Raw genomic sequence first — 16,281 nt, forward strand, 5'->3', positions numbered from 1 at the left:
AGCGGGTACACTGATGTGGTACTCTATCCCATTCGACCATGGCCGGGAGCCAATCTAGACCCGGCCGCAGAACAAGGCGAAGGGAGGCGCCATGGCGTTCGACCCCATCCAAGAAGACTGCCTGCGCCTCACGCTCGAGGCCATGCGCCGCGAGCATATCTACCCGCTTGAGGACGCTGTTTTTGCCGAGCAGTGCGCAGAGGCGTATCGGCGCGACCCGGCGAGCCTCATCGTGCACGACCGCGACCGCTCCTTCCACCTCGTGGCGCTTGCCACCGAGGCCATCGACTACCGCATTCCCTTTATCGGCGACGACGCCGAGGCCGAGCGCCTGACCTCCCAGGCTGAGCACCAGCTCCAGGAGGCCCTCGATCTTGACCCGGGCAACTGGGACGCGCGGCGCATGCTCGCCGCGCTCGGGGCGGCCTCCAACGACGAGTATGTAACCTATCTGGTAGACCACCGCGCAGAGGTCGAGTTGGCCACAGAGGCGCTCGCCGCCGACGCGCACGACCCCTACAGCCGCGAGTATGCCATCGGGCTCGGCCGGCTCCCCTACCTGCGCTGGCTCGCCGCGCTCGCCTCGCACGCACTCATCGCCGGCAAGTACCGCCTAGCGCTCCAGGCTGTCGAGGACTGCCTTGCCGCCGCCCCCGACGACCCGGGCGACGTGCGACATACCGGCATGCTCGCCCTCGCCAAGCTCGAGACCCCGCGCGAGGAGCTCGCCCGCTGGCGCCGCGCCCACGCCACGGCTTACCTGCCGCCCATCCCCTTCCGCCGCCGGCATCACACGACCGAGAAGACGCCTGACGCCTGGACGCTCCTCGCCGAGCTTGCCGCGGCATACCACGAACTCGACTTTACCGGCGCCACCAGAGCGCTCCGCTCCCTCATGCGCGCCTATCCCCGTGCGGCCGAGCCGCTCTACTACCAGGCGGAGTTTCCTGAGGGGGTCTTTGCCCGCGTGCACGTGCTGCCGCAGAGCGATGACGAGCTGATCCTTGCGCTCAGCGAGGCCACGCCGCTGCTGCAAGAGGGCATCGGCTCGCCCGAGAGCGCCTGCCTGGCATCGTGGATCGCCACTAACCCGCTCGTGACCAACGGGCTCGAGCGGCGCGCTGCGCCGTCCGCCGGCACCGAGCGCCGCCGGCCGCTGGGAGGGGAGCTCTAATGGAGCCGCGCGCCTACCTCTGCGCCTATCTGGAGGCGCGCTATCTGAGCGAGCACGCCGAGCTCACGCCTGCCGCGCGCGAGCTCGTGCACAGCGACGTGCGCACCCGGCCCGAGAAGTACGCCCAGACCGACCATGCGCAGGCACTCCTTGCCTACACGCGTGCGCATGAGCAGCTCATGGCGGCGCTTGCGAGCTTTGACGATCTTTCGGACGAAGAGTTTGAGCGCCGCCGTGCCCAGCTCTTTGGCGAGGCGCGCGGCACCTTTGGGCGCATCGCCCACGAAGACCAGCTCTGCGTGGACGCGCGGCTTATGACGATCCTTCTTGCAGACGTGCCCATCGATGCGGCCCTCGGCGACCTCCTTAAGCTCGAAAGCGAGGTTCGGGCGCATCTTACCTCTGGCGTTACGGGCTTTGACCTCGAGGCTCCTCACTATTGGCGCGCAGACGAGCTCTCAGCGCGCGGCCTGAGCGCTGCGGAGCGCACCGTGCGCGAGCCCGAGGTTGTGGGCTGGCTGCACGTGCTCGAGGCGCTCGCGAACCTCTGCCTTGCCAGTGCTCGCTACCGCCCCGCCATCTCGTACGCGCGCATGGTGCGCGCCGCCGTGGGCTACCCCAACCATGCCGAGGGCACGGTCTTTCTGGCGCTCGCGCGCCTCGAAGACGAAGAGGGGTTCTTCTCGTTTGCGCACGAGCTTGAGAGCGAGAGCCATACGGAGGACGGCACTGGTAGCGACGCGGTCGCTGCCGCCGGGGCCGAAATCAGCGCAGACCTGCCCGTCGGCGCGCCGCTCGCGGTGGACGACTCGCCGTGGTATCTCCTTGGCCGGACGCTTCTGCTCTACAAGCTCGGCAAGCGCAAGCCCGCCCAGCGGTCGCTGCGCGACTTTGCCGCGCGGTGCGAGGGCGGCGCGTTCTTCTTGCTCAACCCCACCTACCTCGACCCCTACCTACCCGTGCGGCCCGCCCCGCGCGAGGCGTGGGACCTCACCCACCAGGCGGTCTGGGAAGCCGACGGAATCATCGCCGATACGCCCGACTTTGTGGGGTGGGCCGAGGGCGTGAACGGCATCTTTGACAGCTCCGAGGGCTTTGCGGCGCGCAACGGGTTCTAGGGAGCCGTTCGGCGCCCATCTGCCGTGCCCGCATCCCACGGCGCGCGCCCAAGGGACCCGCGCTCCCCGCGCCCACCCAACGCCCCGCGCGCCCGGGCCCACCCAACGCCCCGCGCGCCCGGGCCCACGCCTGCGGTATAGTAATCGGCGACCATTCCGCACGTACAAGGAGCAAGATGCCCAACTTCTCCCTCAAGAACAAAGTCACCGTCCATTACACCGGCCGCTTTGACGACGGCGGGGTTTTTGACACCACCGAGGGCCGCGAGCCCCTCACCTATGTGGAGGGTGCGCACGAGGTCGTTCCCGGGTTTGAGGCGGCCGTTGCCGGCATGCAGCCCGGAGAGAAGAAGACCGTAACGCTCGCGCCCGCCCAAGCGTACGGCGAGCGCCGTGCCGACCTCATCTGCAGCATGCCCACCGTGGAGATTCCCAACTACGACGACCTCGTGGTGGGTCAGCTCATCTACCTCATGAACAGCGACGGCTACCAGCGGCTCGCCCGCGTGCTGCGCGTGCAGGACGACGGCGAGACGGTCTTTGACTTCAACCATCCCATGGCGGGGTGCACGCTCACGTTTGACCTGGAGCTCGTCTCGCGCGAGCCCGTTGAGGAGGATGAGGCCGATGCGTAAGCCCGAGCAGGGGGTCGCGTGCCCCGGTTGCCCACATCGCGCGGCGTTTGTGGTGGTAAAGGATGCCGTGGGGCGTGGCCGCGGGCGCGTGTTCTGCGGCAACGGCGGCTGCCCGGTGGTGGGGCAGATGCACCCTGCCGCCCTCACCTGCCCCGGTGGCGATGCCGCGCTGCTGCCGCGCTATCGGCAGCAGGTCCCCAGCGGGGACGAGCAAGTGCCGGCACGCGTGTGCGCTCACTTTGTAACCGACCGCGAGCTTATGGCCGGTGCGGAGGGCCTCTCTGCGGAGCAGGCGCGCGTCGTGGCGGCGCAGGCACCCGACCTTGGGCATCTGAGCGCCGAGGGCGAATGCGTGCTCCTCTGCGTGCTGGCGTCGAGCCGTGCCTGGGCCGCTGGTGAGGGTCTCAACCGCCTTGCGGACCGCGCGCGGGAGCTCGGCTGTGGCGACGCGCGCATCCTCGACCCGTTCGATACCGCCGCGAGCGGAGCAGCTGTCTTCTCTGCGCTCGAGCAGCCCGGCGTGCACGCACTCATCTTTGCCTCGCCGTGCGTCCAGCTGATGAGCGAGACCTTTGAGCCGGCCGAGATCAACGAAATAGCCTGCGTGGGCTGCATGCGCTGCACGCAGATCACCGGGTGCCCGGCACTCTCGTTTGTGCCGCCCGTCTGTGTCATCGATACGGAGGCGTGCGCCGGCTGCGACCTGTGCGCCGACTACTGCCGCACGCACACCATCCTCTCGCCGCGCCAGCGCATGACGCCCGCCGAGAAGCGCTTTGCGCGCTATTCGGCGGCGCGGTTTGACGAGGAGCAGGGTGAGGACTGAGGTGCCGGCCGTGCGAGTGCCAGCGGATAATCGCAGACCCCCTCTCGCGCACTATGCCAAGAGCGATGTGTCTGTTATACTGAGCAAGTCTGTCCCCATCGTCTAGCGGCCCAGGACGCCACCCTTTCAAGGTGGATATCGCGGGTTCGAATCCCGCTGGGGGCACCATTTGAAAAAAGTACGAACCCGTGAGACCTCAAGTCTTGCGGGTTCGTTGCTTTCTGCGTCGAAGTTCATCGTCACCACAACGGCATCGTCCGACACCATCACCTGATACACGAAGGCGTCAAGAAGAAGCTCGTCGGTGAGCGTGGCCCCGAACTGAAGGAACCGCGCGAAGTTCTCCGGGTCTATGCGCTTTCGGTCGTACATGGCCAGCTCGCGCTCGGCGCGATCCTTCTGCGCCTCAAGCTCCTCGGCCCTCTCCTTGGTTCCGGGAACCACGATGCCCTGCTCCACCGCCTTGAGGATGTTGGAAAGGCCCGTCTGGGCGGCTCTCAGCGCCGCTGCGGCCCGTTTGCGCCCCTCGGCTATCTCCTTAGGCTCACCGCCGTCAACGCACATCTCGGCGATTCTGCGCGCCTCCTCCGGCTGCGACAGCAGCTCCCTCAATGCCTTCACGATCTGCCCCTCAAGCCAGTCGCGGCGGACGGGCTTGACCTCCTTGCAGCTGCCGCAGGCGTAGTACTCGTACTTCCGCTTCGAGGAGCCGCGACCGGAGACCCCGCGCATGTTGCGCCCGCACGCCGAGCAGATCACGCGCCCGGAGAGCGCGAAGTCCCCCCACTGCTCGTTCTGGCGCTGCTTCTTGCCCTTCACCCTCTGAGCCTTCATGAAGACCTCCTCGCTGATTATCCTCGGCATGCCGTCCTTCTGGGTTATCCCGCCCCACGAGTAGATGCCCCGGTACTTGTCGTTGTGGAGCATGTTGTTTACGAACGTGTCCTTTATGGGGTTGCCGGCCCTCGACACGACGCCGCGCTGCCGCAAGTCCATCGCTATCGAGTTGACGGACTCGCCGTGCGTCCTGCGGCGGAACACCTCGCGGACTATCTCCGCCTCCTCCGGCACGATCTCATAGCGCCCGTCATCGCCCGTCCGGTACCCGAAGCACCGCACGCCGTTGGTCTTGCACTGAAGCGCGTTGCCCTCCATGCCACGGCGCGAGCGTATCGAGGTCTTGCGGGACTCGCACGCGGCAAGGCCCTCAAGAAGCTTCTCGTAGATGATGCCCTCGGGGGAATCGGGTATGGCCTCAAGGGCGGAAACCAGCTTCACCCCGTGGGCCTGAAGCTCGCGCTTGTATATGGGGGCATCGAACGGATCGCGGCTGAACCTGTCCATCATGTAGACGAGGACGATGTCGGACTCGCCGGCGTTGGCGATCATCTTCTGGAACTGCGGGCGGTCATCCGTGCGCCCGGATATGGCGTAGTCGCAGTACTCCGCCACTATGGCGTAGCCCTCGCGGGCGCACCAGTCGCGGCACACCCTGAGCTGGCCCTCGATAGACTCCTCGCGCTGCTTGGAGCACGAGAACCGCGCGTAGAGAACGGCGGTCTTCTGTGACATAATGTGCTCGCCTCCTTTCTAGGAGGGGTTTGCTGCCCCGGTGATGTGTCTTGGCGGACGCACCGGGGCTCTTTTATTCGGTCATAGGCCAGCCGCAGTCAACGTAGGCCTCAACGCTCGCATGCTCGGGAACCTCCTGAGAAATCGTAGAGAACGGGGCCGTTGAGCCGGGGGCAAGCTCGCCGTTGACGTACGTGTACGTGCCTCCCACGATTCCGCCGTCGGCGTTGCGGAACACCACCTGCACGCGGGTGCCCGAGAAGGTTCCCTCTGTGTTGTTGGCGATCTCACCAGCAACGGTGGTCTCTCCCCACTCGTCAACGCTCTCGGTGATGTTCTCGATGGGAAGCTGGTCGTAGAAATCCTTCTGGGTTATGTCCTGCTTCGTCCAACCGCTCGAACCAACCGAAGCGGTTACGTCCAGGCTCGCGGTGCTATCCGGTGCGCCCATGTCGCCGCAAATGGCGGTCTGACCGTCCGGGAACATCAGGGTGATGTAGTCGTCAAGCGTATCGACAACGTTGCCATCTGAGTCGCGAGCTGCAACGGTCACGTGTATGTTCTCCGCTGCCCACGATGAGTTCGGGTTGCTCACGATCGCTGCAAAGTGCGCGCTTCCGTACGAGTCGAAGTAAAAGCCAGACTCAACGACCTCAAGATCAATCGGCTCAGCCTCAGACACGGCATCTGTGGTTGCTGGCTCATTCACCTGATTCGAGCCCATTTCTTGCGTTTTGCCGGTGCAACCGGAAAGGCCCAAAAGGGCAGTTCCTGTTACGAAAACGAACTCTCTTCTCGTAAGGCTCATTGATCCTCCTCGCATGTCATCCGTGCCATCTCCTCAAGCGAAACACCTAGGGCATCTGCTATAGCCTTCGCCTTCCCCAGCGTTGGCTCCTTCGCCCTTCCCTTCAAAAGTGCATTGATAGTCGATCGCGGCGAGCCAATGGCGTGCGCAAGCTCAGCAGGCGTCATCCCCTTCTGCTCAAGGTAGTGCGCAAGCACGTCCCGGTACTCCATCTCACGCCTCTCTTAGAGTCCAATTATTTACACGTACAAAGTATTGCACGGTGCAAAACTTTGTACAATACTAACAGGCGTACAAAGTTTTGTACGCGAGAGAGGGGAGAGAGATGACCCTGCAAGAGAAGGTAGGCCAGTATGTCGAGGCCAACCAAATGACAATGGGCGCGTTTGCCGACAAGCTCGGGATGAGCCGCTCGTCGTTGTTTAACAAAATGCGCGGATCAAACGAGTTCAGCCTTTCCGAGGCTTTCAACATGTCGCGCATCCTCGGCATGTCGCTTGACGAGTTTTATCGCCTCGCGGTTATCCAGCAGGTTTGCTAGGGCTCGCCATGGAAATCAACGAGCGCATCGAGTACATGCGCGACTTCCTCACAGCGCTCTACCTGCAATGGCTCGAGGAAGGTGAGCCGGTCAGGTGAAGTGGACTACCCGAGAAATCAAGTACCTCGAGGAGCACGCGGGCGACGGGGCGGCGGCAATAGCCGATGTGCTAGGACGCTCGGTTCGCTCGGTCGAGTCGCAGGCACGCCGCTTCGGACTCTCACTCCGGAGGTCTTGGCAGTGCCCGAAGTGCGGGATGCGCGTGCACACGCCTCTATCGCCCAAGACGGGCTGGTGCGTCGCATGCACCCGCGAGCTTCGCAACGAGCGGATCGCCGAAGAGGTACGGGAGCTTCAGGAGGAGGTGAGACGGGAGGAGAGGGTCAACCGCGAGCGACAGAGGCTCTACAGCGCGAAGCACAGGGCCAAGAAAAAGCTCAAAAACATGCGTAAGTAATGCGTACTCACGAGTACCTGCGGAAACGTAAGAAAGGAGAGAACGTGACCAAGCAAAAGAAATATCCGGGCACCCCCACCTACCACAGCACGAGCGCCCGGAACGGCCGAAGGGCCGCGAACAGCGTAACACGCCAGACGCGCATGCCAGCGCACGTGATGCGCATCCCCGCCGAAATCCAGCGGGAAAACCAGATGCGCGCCTTCAGGCTCGGCGTCTTGGTCGGCTTCGCCGCCACCGCTCTGGTGCTCGGCGCCGTCCTCTGGCTCTGGGTCATCCCAACGATGGACGCGGCAGTCGCGACCGCTCAGGGGATGGTCATGTGAGGAGCATGAAGCCGACCAGCGACCAGATGGCTCTCCCCGGCCTCGACGGCAAGGGCGAGCAGCGCATGGCGGACGCACGTGCCTGGGTGGACGCCCACCCCGAGGAGTTCGGCTGGTACAAGGCCAACGCTCGCCGAGAGTGCGCCAAGCCGCACGACGGCAAGGCCAGCCCGAACCGCTGCATCTACGGCATGCGCATAACGTTCGGCATCGAGCTGCCCAACTACCTCGCGCCGTACCTCGCGCGCATCGCCATGGAGCAAGACCCGTCCATCCGCATGAGGGTGGCGCGCAGCGACGCCGACTGCTATACGACGGCGGTGCTCAAATGAGCTGGAAGACCAAGCGCGTGGGCGTGGCCGAGTGCGTCATGTGCTTCCCGGAGGTTCCCACCAAGCAGCGACCGAAGTTCGACACGAAGCGCTTCCGCACCTACACGCCGGACAAGACCCGGCACGCCGAGAAGTCCATCAAGCGCCAGTGGGAGGCCGCAGCGGGCGACCGCTGGAAGGACTTCGCCACCGAGGTGCGCGTCTTCATCGAGGTTCAGCGCCCCTTGGCCAAGAGCAACCCGAAGTACTGGTCGGGGCGTCCCGACCTCATGAAGCCGGATGCGGACAACTTGGCCAAGGTCATCTGCGACAGCCTCAACGGGCTCGCGTACCGCGATGACTGCCAGATCACGCAGCTCGGTGTGACCTTCGACCCAAGAACCCCATACAGCGACGAGTGCCTCGTGAGGGTGCGCGTCGAGTACTACAGCGAGAGATACGAGAAGGAGGCCAACGAGGCCCACATGCTCACCGAAAGGAGCGAGTAATGAACATCACCAAGGATGAGCAGCTTGCCCTGCTCGTTGCAATCGACAAGCGTGTCACCCCCGCGCTGAAGGACGCCAAGGACGAGGCACGCGCGGAGATCATGGGCGCCTACGCCGAGAACGGCACCGACCGCAAGGCGATTCTGGTGGGCGGCGAGAAGGTCGGCGAGGTCGGCATCAGCTACTCCAAGCCCGCGCCGTTCATCTACGCCGAGCAGATGCCCGCTGCCCTCGACTTCCTGCGGCAGGTCGGCCTCGTTCAGGAGGCACCGGCGAAGGGCTGGGAGACCCAGTTCGACCTCATCGGTGGCCAGGTCGTCTACAAGCCCACCGGCGAGGTGGTCGAGTGGGCCGGTTGGAGCCCCAAGGCGGCCAAGACGGCGGCGGTACGCGGCTGCAAGCCCGAGGACGTCATGCGCGCCTTCGGCCCGCGCCTCGCATCCGTGGACGCCGTGGCCCTGCTTGAAGGGGAGGTGGAGTAGATGGATGAGACGCAGACCTACGAGGGCCTTGCCGCTGAGCTGATGGAGCTTCTGTCTGAGGCACAGAAGGAGATGCCCAACCCGAAGAAGTCCCGCGAGGGCCAAAAGGGCTACCAGAAGTACAAGTACGCCACGCTCGACGCCGTTTTGGACATCGTGAAGGCGCCGCTCAACGAGCGTGGAATCTTCCTGTCGCAGCCGTCGGGCAAGCTCGATGACGGGACCATGCGGGTGCAGACGGTGGTCTTCTACAAGGGAACCCAGATGGTTCTCGACACGAAGCCCTACGAGTATGACAGCGACCCGCAGGAGTTCGGCAAGCGCGAGACCTACGCGCGCCGCTACTCGCTGCTCACCGCATTCGGCCTCGCCGGGGAGGACGACACCGACGGCGACACCGGACCGGCGAAGGCCGCTCCCAAACCCGCCTCCAAGGCGGCGCAGCCGAAGAAGGAGCAGCAGGTTCCCGACCGCCGAACCCGCATGCTCGCCAAGGTCGCGAAGTACAAGGCGACCCTCATGGAGCGAGGCCTCTCCGAGGACGGGCTCAACGCCTACCTGACCGCCCACTACAACGTGGACTCTCCCGACAAGCTCACCGACGAGCAGCTGATCGACTACGGCAAGCAGCTCGCGAAGACGGTCGAGGAGTACGAGGGGAAGGAGACCCCGAATGTCGATTAACCGCGTGAACCTATCGGGCAACCTGACCCGAGACCCCGAGCTCCGCATGACCAAGGGCGGGAAGCAGGTGCTCTCCTTCGGCCTCGCCGTGAACGACCGCATGAGGAACCAGCAGACCGGGGTGTGGGAGGACCGGCCCAACTTCGTTGACTGCATCATCTTCGGCAACCGCGCCGAGGCGGTGGCCAAGTACGTCTCCAAGGGGAGCAAGGTGGCCGTCGACGGCAAGCTCCGCTACAGCTCCTGGGAGACCAAGGACGGCCAGAGGCGCAGCAAGCTCGAGGTGGTCGTGGACGAGATCGAGTTCATGACCGGCAAGCGGCAGGGCCAGGGCTCGGACGAGCAGCCGCCCGCCGACGTCTACGACGAGGACATTCCCTTCTAGGAGGAAGCATGGAGAAGACCTACTCAATCGGGGGGCTTGCCGCGCAGGCGTATCTGCGCGACGCCGGACACCCCCAGGCAAGCGCGGCCGGCTACGAGTGCCCGGAGGGAAGGGCGGACATCGTCTGCGTCGACGCCGACTCGACCACCCTTGTCTTCGTGACGGCGAAGCGCGCGCGCAAGGGCTCGGAGCTCGAGCCGTCCTACAGCCAGAAGAGGCTGTCGCGCATCGCCATGTGCTACCTCGTGGAGCACCCTGGCGTTGAGAGCCTCAGCTGCGACGTGCTGTGCGCGCTGATCGGAAGCGGCGGAACCGTGACCGTCTCGTGCGTAAAGGGCGCCTACGTCTGGAAGCACGAGGAGTAGCGCCATGACGGAAGCCAAGTTCACATGGTTTCCGAAGCTGACCGCCACGGCGGCCAAGGTGCCGGAGGAGCAGCGCGGAGCTCTCCTCTGGGCCTTGGCCCTCTACGGCACCACCGGCGAGGAGTCCGACCTTGAGTGGCCGCTCGACGCGATCTTCGAGGGGCTGCGCGAGGACATCGACAACTCCAAGCGGGCAATCACGGCGGGGAAAACGGGGGGACGCGGGAGGCGAAAGGGCGCTTCAAGCGACTCGAAAGACCCCTTTGCTGAAAGCGAAACCCCCCTTTCCGATGATGCAAACCCCGCTTACGCCGAGGACGATACGGGGGTTTCGGAAATCGAAAACGGGGGTTCGGCATCTACCGAACCCAAACCATACCAATCCATACCAAACCACACCAAGCCAAAGAAAGAGAGGCGCTTCACGCCTCCCACCGTCGAGGAGGTGCGCGAGCACTGCCGGGAGAGGGGCTACACCTTCGACCCCGAGGCCTTCGTGGCGTTCTACGAGTCCAAGGGCTGGAAGGTCGGGAGAAACCCCATGAGGTCGTGGCAGGCGGCTTGCACCACGTGGCAGAAGCGGCAGGGCGGGAAGGAGGCCAGCAATGACGAGTACTCGAATCTCTGACGCGCTCAAGGCTGTCGAGATCCCCGACGGCGTCAGACCCTCCAAGCCCGTGCCCTTCGAGCAGACCGAGGAGTATCGGGAGACGCTGCGCCGGATGCGCGAGAGCAGCCTCCGCAAGGCCGGTCTGCGCGGCTCCTACATGAGCGCCCGCAGCGACGTGGGCGAGCGCGTGTGCGCCCTCATCGAGAGCGGGCGCGGCGCGTACCTCTGGGGCGAGCCGGGGCGCGGCAAGACCTACGCGGCGGCCCATGCGGTGCGCGTCGCCGTCGAGCGCTCCAAGGGCACCAAGCCGCCCGCGAAGCTCGTGAGCGCCAAGCACCTGCTGGACAGCATCCGCGACGGCTTCAACGGAGGAGACCGCGACGCTCTGAGAAGGGCCGAGACCGTTCCGCTTCTGGCGCTTGACGACCTAGGTGCGGAGAGGCCCACCGACTGGGCAATCGAGACGCTCACGGGCCTCATAGACGCCAGAACCGCCGAGGGGCTGCCGACCATCGTCACGAGCAACTACAGCCTCGGGCAGCTGCGCGAGCTGTGGGGCGGCATGCCCGGCGCGCGCATCGCCTCAAGGCTCGGCGGGGCCTGCGAGCGCATCGAGGTGACTGGGCCGGACAGGAGGCTCCGATGATCTCGATGGGACAGCTTCAGGGCCACTCGCTTGAGAGGGCCGAGCTTTACGGAAAGCCGCACGTGGGCGCGCGATACACCGGCAAGGGGGCGAGGGACTACGAGCGCACGCAGGAGTGGTGCTGCATCTGCGGCAAGCCCGCCATGAGCTGCCACCACGTCATCCCGAGGGGGCGCGGCGAGCGCTTCAACCTCGTCACGCCGAACGGCAAGTGGAGCCTTCGCAGCCCGCTGTTCGCGCTCTGCGGTTCCGGCACCACGGGGTGCCACGACGGGTTCCACGGCGCGGCACGATTCGTTCCCCGCTGGGTGTGGGACAACATCCAGTTCGAGCAGCAGTGGTGGGACGGGCTTCTTCTGAAGCTGTTCCCCCCGCACCATCCCGGCCTCTACGACTACGGGCGCTGGGAGATTGAAGACCGGGATACCGGCAGGATCATCACCATCAGGGAAAGGGTTTGAAATGGAAATCAGGACTTGCGAAGAGTACGTTCTTGCCAAGCTTCATGCGGCTGAGGCAGCGAACGAGGTGCTTCGCGGAAAGATCGCGGAGCTTGAGCGCGAGAAGAGCGAGGCGGCCGCCAAGAAGGCTGAAAGCCCCAACGGCGAGATCGAGCCGAGGCAGGTGCAGATCGTCAAGCTCAACGAGCCGTTCGAGACGGCCTATCTCACGGTGAAGGACGTCTACGACTTCAAGAACAGCGAGAACGGGCTTGGTCTTACTGCTGAGGAGGCACGCGAGAAGGCCGCAAGCGAGGAGGGCCTGCGAGAGGTGGCCCGCAAGCGCGTCGGTTGGAGCAGGAACGAGGCCATGAGCGTTGAGACGCGCATCTGGCCCTGCCAACTCCGCACCGGAACCCAGACGTTCGTTATGGACGTTTGGGACAACGGGCGCAACCTCTCCGAGGCCCGCGTGGCCAAGGACACCGAGAAGGCGTGCACGGGGAATTACTTCCCGGCGTACCGCGCGCAGGAGCTTGAAAGGTTCGGCCTCGACCTGCTCAAGAAGCGGCTCATCGAGTACGCCGACAAGCTGGACGCCGAGGCGAAGAAGGGCGAGGAAAACGAGTGAGAAGGCTTCTTTTCGCAATCGCGATAGCTGCCGCCGTGAGCATTCCGGCGGCCATCATCTACGCGGCGCTGAGGGCATTGCAGCTTCTCGCCCTCGGGCTTGCGTTCCTGTGCTTTCTGTCGCTCGTAGCGTGAAAGGAGACACGATGAAAGACGTTAAGGCGGAGCAGGCGCGAATCCGCATCGACGCGGCGCGCAAGCACCTCACCGAGGCCCTTGAGGCCGTCAGCGGGCCGGAGCCGGACTGGACGAGGTGCGAGGCCTGCATGGACATGGCGAGCGATGTGCTGCCTACGGTCATCGATGGTGAGCCGCGATGAGGGCATGGGCCGGGGAGTTCGCCTTCGTCGCCTGATTAGTTGACGACTTTACCGAGAGGAGAGCAAGCATGGCTGAGAACAAGAAGCCCATCATCGGAATCGACCTTGGAATCGACCCGGAGTACCTGGAGGAGGTCGTGCGGCAGACCGTGTGCGCCGGCATCGCAGAAGCGCTCGGCGGCAAGGAGGCGGTCGCGTCGGAGATCGTCCACGAGGTGCTGAACAGCAGGGTCGACAAGGACGGGAACGTCATCGGCAAGGGGAACTACACGTACGACAAGGGCACGCCCATCATCGAGCACTACGTGCGCAAGGTCGTGAAGCGGGAGGCCGCTGCCTACGTGTCGGAGATGATGGAGAAGTACCGCCCGCAGATCAGGGATGCCATCGCCAAGGAGCTTGGGGATCAGGTGTTCACCAAAGACCTCGCGGAGAAGTTCGTTGGCGCGCTCGTCAACGAGACGGTAAAGGACTGGCGCTGCAACATCGACGTCACCTTTACCAAGCCGGAGAGGGACTGGTGATGAGCAATGACCGAGCTGAAGCGGTGCCCCTTCTGCGGGGCAGAGGCCGAGATTGTACGGAACAGCAGCGGGAGCTACTTCGCGCGATGCACCAACAGGCAGTGCGCGGCGAAGACCCGGCTCTACCACGAGAACGAGAACGGCGCGCGCCTGGCGTGGAACAGCCGCGCGGAGCGCACCTGCCACGTCGAGGTGTCGCACGGCTCCCACGGGCCTGAGCCGCGCTTCGAGGGCGACGTCTGGACCATGCACCACGTCTGCTCGGAGTGCGGCGGTGCAATCGGCCGCGACGACGTGTACTGCAAGCACTGCGGGTCAAGGGTGGTGAGCGAATGAGCATCGAGAAGCTGCGCGACAAGTACCAGGAGAAGGCCGACTACTACTGGGAGTGCTACCAGATGGACGGCCAGGCGAGCGCTCTGCGCGCCCACGAGCGTAACGAGGAGCTGGCGGACGCTCTCACCAAGGCCATCAACGCGGGCGTCATATCCGAGGAGCTGGCCGTCCTGAAGATTGCCGTGCTCGACCTCGACCCGGACGACGAGCACGGCGATCTCGTGACCGCCGTCAAGCGCCTCCAGAAGCGAGTTCGAGAGGGGAAGGTGATCTAATGGTTACTGACGACGAGCGCCGCGAGGTGGCGCGGAGGCTGCGGGATTACGTAGACCTTCCCGATGATTGGTGGCAGGAGACGAGAGCCGAGTTCTACGTCGAGAAGTGCGTTTTCGGCGACGTCAACAGACACAGAGAAGGGGAACTGTTCGCCCGCCTCGCCGACCTCATAGAGCCGCATCGAGGCTCCGGCGGGAGGACCATCCTCTGCGCGCACTGCGAGAGCGCGTCGTGGTGCGGGTGCGAGCCGGGAGACGAGCAGGGCGGCTGCGACTTCGAGCCGAGCGTCACCGAGGGCGAGCCGCCGTACAACCTCTACTCGCTCTACGAGGCCGTGCTCCGACGCCACCCGCGCGACGAGTCCGCAATCGAGGACGACGAGGTGGACGAGCTGGTCGACGCGCTGCTCGACATCTGCAACGCCCCCGGCCATGACGTAATCCAGAGGCCGCAGCCGAGCTGCGACCGCGACGCGCTGCTTGCGCTGGCAGACGAGTTCAAGAGTGGCGCGAGAGTCGCGCGCGCTCGCAGGTGGAACGAGCCCGCGAACGCTGCGATGGCGATTGCGCTAGCCGACGAGTACGAGGCGAATGCCCGCCGCATCCGCGAGGAGCTGGGGGCGAAGTCGTGAGACCCGAGCCGGGACAGATGGTGCTCGACCTCTTCCCCGAGGAGCGCCAGGAGGACAGGAGCCCGGAGGATCTGTGCGTGTCGTGGCTCGTTGAGACGCACGGCTGCGACGAGGGGAGGGTGAGGCCGCTCGTTGCCCAGCTCTACAGGCAGTTCGGGGACGCCGAGGCGTTCGACCGCGCCAAGGCCCTCGCCTGCTTCTACGGGACGCACGCCATCCAGAGGCTCCAGGCATGCCCGCCCTCCATCATGGGGGTGTTCGACCAGGGTATCGACTACCACACGCTGTGGGACAGGTGCTGGGCCGCGCGATGGGTGCCGCTGCAGGAGGCGCTCGAGGTCGCGAGCTGGAGATACGGACAGTACAGGGAGCCGTACACCGGTGCGCCCGAGTACGTCTGGTACATCGACGGCAGGGGGAGCGAGGTCAAGCGCCCGTATGGTGGTTAGAATGGGAAAAGGTGATCAACTGAGGGGTGGTGTGAAGACATGCAAGTGAACTGGGACGCCGTGTCCGCAGTCGGGACGTGGTTCGGAGGTATGGCGACGTTCGCCGCCGTCCTGGTTGCCCTTAAGGAGTCATCTAGGGCGAACAAGCCTCGCGTTATGTCCGCTGCGGAGTTGCGTGCCTACGGTCCGTTCAACAATATGCTTCACGAGGGCGTTGGGATTGTCGTCACCAATGTCGGCGCGTGCCGGGCCTCCATCAAAGGCGTTGTCATCAGGAAGCCGGGGATGGAGCCTGTATTGATTGGCATAGACCAAGGATACGCCCACGTCAAGGCGTTTAGGACTCTCGAGGGAGGCGAGCAGATCGAGCGTGATTATCCCATCAGCTACTTCCGCATGTATGTCCCCAGCAAGAGAAAGGGAAGGCTGCGCGGCTTCGTGCGAGGTGTTATCGGTCGACCATACAGCATGAGAGTCGTAGACACGTCAGGCAGAGAGTTCCGCGTCAAAATGTCCGATCCATTGCAGAGCCGTCTTGACGCAGCTCAGAAGGCGTAGACACTAAGGGGCGCCCCGCGCGTCTCTTCCACGCCACGCACGTCACCTATGCTCTCCCATAATGTGGCCGCCTCCGGGCGGCCTTTCTCATGCGCGCGCTACCATCCTCGGGAAAGGACGAGAGGGAGGCGGGGATGAGCAGGATGAGGACCTACTGCCCGCACTGCGGCCGCGTCGTGCCGGCGGGCAAGCGCTGCCCGTGTCGCCCGAGGCCAAAGCGCAGGCCGACCGAGGGCGACCGCACGCGCGGCGGACGCGAGCCGTGGCGGGCCAACTACTCCACCAAGGAGTACCAGGCCTCAAGGCAGCAGGCGATAGCGAGGACCGGGGGAAGGTGCTCGGCGTGCGGGAGGCAGTGCGCGTGGTTCGACGGCGCCAAGTGGAGGACGGCTGGCATGGGAGGCGAGGTGGACCACGTCGTGCCGCTGTGCAAGGGAGGGACGAACGCACCAGGCAACCTCCAGCTGCTCTGCAAGAGCTGCCACGGCACCAAGGACGCGAGGCTCAGGCGCAAGACCCCCTAACCCCTCCGAAAACCGCAAAAGAAACCCCATACCCCGCGCGCCACCCCCCGGCGTCTATCGCCACGAAATTGGAGGTTCGGGGGGGCCTGAGCGAGGGCGCAACGCTAAGACGCCAAAAAACGCAACGCTAAATCTCACACGCGC

The 16,281-nt window shown here is 64.9% G+C and carries 29 protein-coding genes and 1 tRNA gene; 28 read left to right on the forward strand and 2 right to left on the reverse strand.

Annotated features, from left to right (window positions below; all coding sequences use genetic code 11):
- Positions 1-91 precede the first annotated feature (91 nt).
- From B5G20_RS02685 to B5G20_RS10530, 6 genes are all read left to right on the forward strand, one after another.
- Positions 92-1,174, forward strand: coding sequence for a hypothetical protein (locus B5G20_RS02685; RefSeq protein WP_087354807.1), 1,083 nt, complete (start codon positions 92-94; stop codon positions 1,172-1,174).
- Positions 1,174-2,292, forward strand: coding sequence for a hypothetical protein (locus B5G20_RS02690; protein WP_087354809.1), 1,119 nt, complete (start codon positions 1,174-1,176; stop codon positions 2,290-2,292). The genes B5G20_RS02685 and B5G20_RS02690 overlap by 1 nt, the downstream gene beginning before the upstream one ends.
- Before the next feature lie 176 nt (positions 2,293-2,468).
- Complete coding sequence (locus B5G20_RS02695; RefSeq protein ID WP_087354811.1) at positions 2,469-2,927, forward strand: peptidylprolyl isomerase; 459 nt, start codon at positions 2,469-2,471, stop codon at positions 2,925-2,927.
- A complete protein-coding gene (locus B5G20_RS02700; protein WP_087354812.1) occupies positions 2,920-3,753 on the forward strand; it encodes a hypothetical protein in 834 nt (277 codons plus the stop codon). Before B5G20_RS02695 ends, B5G20_RS02700 begins: the two co-directional genes overlap by 8 nt.
- Before the next feature lie 91 nt (positions 3,754-3,844).
- Positions 3,845-3,921: transfer RNA gene (locus B5G20_RS02705), tRNA-Glu, on the forward strand.
- 750 nt (positions 3,922-4,671) lie between these two features.
- Entirely contained in the window at positions 4,672-5,322 is a 651-nt protein-coding gene (locus B5G20_RS10530) for a hypothetical protein (RefSeq protein ID WP_239286841.1), read from the forward strand.
- Between the two features lie 76 nt (positions 5,323-5,398).
- On the opposite strand, the gene B5G20_RS02720 is transcribed toward B5G20_RS10530, so the two are convergent.
- Together B5G20_RS02720 and B5G20_RS02725 are read right to left on the reverse strand one after the other, a co-directional pair.
- Entirely contained in the window at positions 5,399-6,007 is a 609-nt protein-coding gene (locus tag B5G20_RS02720) for an FxLYD domain-containing protein (protein WP_087354816.1), read from the reverse strand.
- 122 nt (positions 6,008-6,129) lie between these two features.
- Entirely contained in the window at positions 6,130-6,345 is a 216-nt protein-coding gene (locus B5G20_RS02725; protein WP_087354818.1) for a helix-turn-helix transcriptional regulator, read from the reverse strand.
- Between the two features lie 113 nt (positions 6,346-6,458).
- Between B5G20_RS02725 and B5G20_RS02730 the strand changes: the two genes are divergently transcribed.
- The 22 genes from B5G20_RS02730 (at position 6,459) to B5G20_RS02825 (ending at position 16,137) form a co-directional block, all read left to right on the forward strand.
- A complete protein-coding gene (locus B5G20_RS02730) occupies positions 6,459-6,674 on the forward strand; it encodes a helix-turn-helix transcriptional regulator (RefSeq protein WP_087354820.1) in 216 nt (71 codons plus the stop codon).
- A 94-nt stretch (positions 6,675-6,768) separates the two neighbouring features.
- Positions 6,769-7,131 (forward strand): hypothetical protein, encoded by a 363-nt coding sequence (locus B5G20_RS02735; RefSeq protein WP_087354822.1) that lies wholly within the window; start codon positions 6,769-6,771, stop codon positions 7,129-7,131.
- 44 nt (positions 7,132-7,175) lie between these two features.
- Positions 7,176-7,457, forward strand: coding sequence for a hypothetical protein (locus B5G20_RS02740; RefSeq protein ID WP_087354824.1), 282 nt, complete (start codon positions 7,176-7,178; stop codon positions 7,455-7,457).
- 5 nt (positions 7,458-7,462) lie between these two features.
- Positions 7,463-7,789, forward strand: coding sequence for a hypothetical protein (locus tag B5G20_RS02745; protein ID WP_087354825.1), 327 nt, complete (start codon positions 7,463-7,465; stop codon positions 7,787-7,789).
- Positions 7,786-8,277 carry a RusA family crossover junction endodeoxyribonuclease gene (locus B5G20_RS02750; protein WP_087354828.1) on the forward strand — a complete coding sequence of 164 codons (492 nt, stop codon included), beginning with the start codon at positions 7,786-7,788 and terminating at the stop codon, positions 8,275-8,277. The genes B5G20_RS02745 and B5G20_RS02750 overlap by 4 nt, the downstream gene beginning before the upstream one ends.
- Complete coding sequence (locus B5G20_RS02755; protein WP_087354830.1) at positions 8,277-8,759, forward strand: hypothetical protein; 483 nt, start codon at positions 8,277-8,279, stop codon at positions 8,757-8,759. The genes B5G20_RS02750 and B5G20_RS02755 overlap by 1 nt, the downstream gene beginning before the upstream one ends.
- Entirely contained in the window at positions 8,760-9,443 is a 684-nt protein-coding gene (locus B5G20_RS02760) for an ERF family protein (protein WP_087354832.1), read from the forward strand.
- The gene (ssb, locus tag B5G20_RS02765; protein ID WP_087354834.1) at positions 9,433-9,828 is read left to right on the forward strand and encodes a single-stranded DNA-binding protein; all 396 of its coding nucleotides are present in this window, start codon (positions 9,433-9,435) and stop codon (positions 9,826-9,828) included. Before B5G20_RS02760 ends, ssb begins: the two co-directional genes overlap by 11 nt.
- 8 nt (positions 9,829-9,836) lie before the next feature.
- The gene (locus B5G20_RS02770) at positions 9,837-10,193 is read left to right on the forward strand and encodes a hypothetical protein (protein WP_087354836.1); all 357 of its coding nucleotides are present in this window, start codon (positions 9,837-9,839) and stop codon (positions 10,191-10,193) included.
- Between the two features lie 4 nt (positions 10,194-10,197).
- On the forward strand, positions 10,198-10,821 hold the full coding sequence (locus B5G20_RS02775) for a DUF6291 domain-containing protein (protein ID WP_087354838.1): 624 nt from the start codon (positions 10,198-10,200) through the stop codon (positions 10,819-10,821).
- Complete coding sequence (locus tag B5G20_RS02780) at positions 10,799-11,449, forward strand: ATP-binding protein (RefSeq protein ID WP_087354840.1); 651 nt, start codon at positions 10,799-10,801, stop codon at positions 11,447-11,449. The genes B5G20_RS02775 and B5G20_RS02780 overlap by 23 nt, the downstream gene beginning before the upstream one ends.
- The gene (locus B5G20_RS02785) at positions 11,446-11,910 is read left to right on the forward strand and encodes a hypothetical protein (protein WP_087354842.1); all 465 of its coding nucleotides are present in this window, start codon (positions 11,446-11,448) and stop codon (positions 11,908-11,910) included. The genes B5G20_RS02780 and B5G20_RS02785 overlap by 4 nt, the downstream gene beginning before the upstream one ends.
- Before the next feature lies 1 nt (position 11,911).
- On the forward strand, positions 11,912-12,520 hold the full coding sequence (locus B5G20_RS02790; RefSeq protein WP_087354844.1) for a hypothetical protein: 609 nt from the start codon (positions 11,912-11,914) through the stop codon (positions 12,518-12,520).
- Positions 12,517-12,654 (forward strand): hypothetical protein, encoded by a 138-nt coding sequence (locus B5G20_RS10290; protein ID WP_158094372.1) that lies wholly within the window; start codon positions 12,517-12,519, stop codon positions 12,652-12,654. The genes B5G20_RS02790 and B5G20_RS10290 overlap by 4 nt, the downstream gene beginning before the upstream one ends.
- 11 nt (positions 12,655-12,665) lie before the next feature.
- Complete coding sequence (locus tag B5G20_RS10295; RefSeq protein WP_158094373.1) at positions 12,666-12,839, forward strand: hypothetical protein; 174 nt, start codon at positions 12,666-12,668, stop codon at positions 12,837-12,839.
- Between the two features lie 68 nt (positions 12,840-12,907).
- Positions 12,908-13,363, forward strand: coding sequence for a hypothetical protein (locus B5G20_RS02795; RefSeq protein WP_087354845.1), 456 nt, complete (start codon positions 12,908-12,910; stop codon positions 13,361-13,363).
- Positions 13,364-13,369: 6 nt separating this feature from the next.
- Positions 13,370-13,699: a Lar family restriction alleviation protein gene (locus B5G20_RS02800; protein ID WP_087354847.1), complete on the forward strand. Its 330-nt coding sequence runs from the start codon at positions 13,370-13,372 to the stop codon at positions 13,697-13,699.
- Positions 13,696-13,974: a hypothetical protein gene (locus B5G20_RS02805; RefSeq protein WP_087354849.1), complete on the forward strand. Its 279-nt coding sequence runs from the start codon at positions 13,696-13,698 to the stop codon at positions 13,972-13,974. Before B5G20_RS02800 ends, B5G20_RS02805 begins: the two co-directional genes overlap by 4 nt.
- Positions 13,974-14,606 (forward strand): hypothetical protein, encoded by a 633-nt coding sequence (locus B5G20_RS02810; protein ID WP_087354850.1) that lies wholly within the window; start codon positions 13,974-13,976, stop codon positions 14,604-14,606. Before B5G20_RS02805 ends, B5G20_RS02810 begins: the two co-directional genes overlap by 1 nt.
- A complete protein-coding gene (locus B5G20_RS02815; RefSeq protein ID WP_087354852.1) occupies positions 14,603-15,055 on the forward strand; it encodes a hypothetical protein in 453 nt (150 codons plus the stop codon). Before B5G20_RS02810 ends, B5G20_RS02815 begins: the two co-directional genes overlap by 4 nt.
- Before the next feature lie 39 nt (positions 15,056-15,094).
- Entirely contained in the window at positions 15,095-15,613 is a 519-nt protein-coding gene (locus tag B5G20_RS02820; protein ID WP_087354853.1) for a hypothetical protein, read from the forward strand.
- A 134-nt stretch (positions 15,614-15,747) separates the two neighbouring features.
- Positions 15,748-16,137 carry an HNH endonuclease signature motif containing protein gene (locus B5G20_RS02825; protein ID WP_204207631.1) on the forward strand — a complete coding sequence of 130 codons (390 nt, stop codon included), beginning with the start codon at positions 15,748-15,750 and terminating at the stop codon, positions 16,135-16,137.
- The last annotated feature ends 144 nt before the right edge of the window (positions 16,138-16,281 follow it).

The sequence above is a fragment of the Collinsella sp. An7 genome (assembly GCF_002159335.1).
Taxonomy (GTDB): domain Bacteria; phylum Actinomycetota; class Coriobacteriia; order Coriobacteriales; family Coriobacteriaceae; genus Coprousia.

What these genes read in the sequence shown, in the direction of transcription:
- B5G20_RS02825 (WP_204207631.1), top strand. Translation starts at nt 15,748, where the DNA reads ATGAGCAGGATGAGGACCTACTGCCCGCACTGCGGCCGCGTCGTGCCG.
- B5G20_RS02810 (WP_087354850.1), top strand. Translation starts at nt 13,974, where the DNA reads ATGGTTACTGACGACGAGCGCCGCGAGGTGGCGCGGAGGCTGCGGGAT.
- B5G20_RS02785 (WP_087354842.1), top strand. Translation starts at nt 11,446, where the DNA reads ATGATCTCGATGGGACAGCTTCAGGGCCACTCGCTTGAGAGGGCCGAG.
- B5G20_RS02685 (WP_087354807.1), top strand. Translation starts at nt 92, where the DNA reads ATGGCGTTCGACCCCATCCAAGAAGACTGCCTGCGCCTCACGCTCGAG.
- B5G20_RS02760 (WP_087354832.1), top strand. Translation starts at nt 8,760, where the DNA reads ATGGATGAGACGCAGACCTACGAGGGCCTTGCCGCTGAGCTGATGGAG.
- B5G20_RS02820 (WP_087354853.1), top strand. Translation starts at nt 15,095, where the DNA reads ATGCAAGTGAACTGGGACGCCGTGTCCGCAGTCGGGACGTGGTTCGGA.
- B5G20_RS02780 (WP_087354840.1), top strand. Translation starts at nt 10,799, where the DNA reads ATGACGAGTACTCGAATCTCTGACGCGCTCAAGGCTGTCGAGATCCCC.
- B5G20_RS02795 (WP_087354845.1), top strand. Translation starts at nt 12,908, where the DNA reads ATGGCTGAGAACAAGAAGCCCATCATCGGAATCGACCTTGGAATCGAC.
- B5G20_RS02690 (WP_087354809.1), top strand. Translation starts at nt 1,174, where the DNA reads ATGGAGCCGCGCGCCTACCTCTGCGCCTATCTGGAGGCGCGCTATCTG.
- B5G20_RS02730 (WP_087354820.1), top strand. Translation starts at nt 6,459, where the DNA reads ATGACCCTGCAAGAGAAGGTAGGCCAGTATGTCGAGGCCAACCAAATG.
- B5G20_RS10295 (WP_158094373.1), top strand. Translation starts at nt 12,666, where the DNA reads ATGAAAGACGTTAAGGCGGAGCAGGCGCGAATCCGCATCGACGCGGCG.
- B5G20_RS02700 (WP_087354812.1), top strand. Translation starts at nt 2,920, where the DNA reads ATGCGTAAGCCCGAGCAGGGGGTCGCGTGCCCCGGTTGCCCACATCGC.
- B5G20_RS02805 (WP_087354849.1), top strand. Translation starts at nt 13,696, where the DNA reads ATGAGCATCGAGAAGCTGCGCGACAAGTACCAGGAGAAGGCCGACTAC.
- B5G20_RS02755 (WP_087354830.1), top strand. Translation starts at nt 8,277, where the DNA reads ATGAACATCACCAAGGATGAGCAGCTTGCCCTGCTCGTTGCAATCGAC.
- B5G20_RS02695 (WP_087354811.1), top strand. Translation starts at nt 2,469, where the DNA reads ATGCCCAACTTCTCCCTCAAGAACAAAGTCACCGTCCATTACACCGGC.
- ssb (WP_087354834.1), top strand. Translation starts at nt 9,433, where the DNA reads ATGTCGATTAACCGCGTGAACCTATCGGGCAACCTGACCCGAGACCCC.
- B5G20_RS02800 (WP_087354847.1), top strand. Translation starts at nt 13,370, where the DNA reads ATGACCGAGCTGAAGCGGTGCCCCTTCTGCGGGGCAGAGGCCGAGATT.
- B5G20_RS02725 (WP_087354818.1), bottom strand. Translation starts at nt 6,345, where the DNA reads ATGGAGTACCGGGACGTGCTTGCGCACTACCTTGAGCAGAAGGGGATG.
- B5G20_RS02750 (WP_087354828.1), top strand. Translation starts at nt 7,786, where the DNA reads ATGAGCTGGAAGACCAAGCGCGTGGGCGTGGCCGAGTGCGTCATGTGC.
- B5G20_RS02745 (WP_087354825.1), top strand. Translation starts at nt 7,463, where the DNA reads ATGAAGCCGACCAGCGACCAGATGGCTCTCCCCGGCCTCGACGGCAAG.
- B5G20_RS02775 (WP_087354838.1), top strand. Translation starts at nt 10,198, where the DNA reads ATGACGGAAGCCAAGTTCACATGGTTTCCGAAGCTGACCGCCACGGCG.
- B5G20_RS02770 (WP_087354836.1), top strand. Translation starts at nt 9,837, where the DNA reads ATGGAGAAGACCTACTCAATCGGGGGGCTTGCCGCGCAGGCGTATCTG.
- B5G20_RS02790 (WP_087354844.1), top strand. Translation starts at nt 11,912, where the DNA reads ATGGAAATCAGGACTTGCGAAGAGTACGTTCTTGCCAAGCTTCATGCG.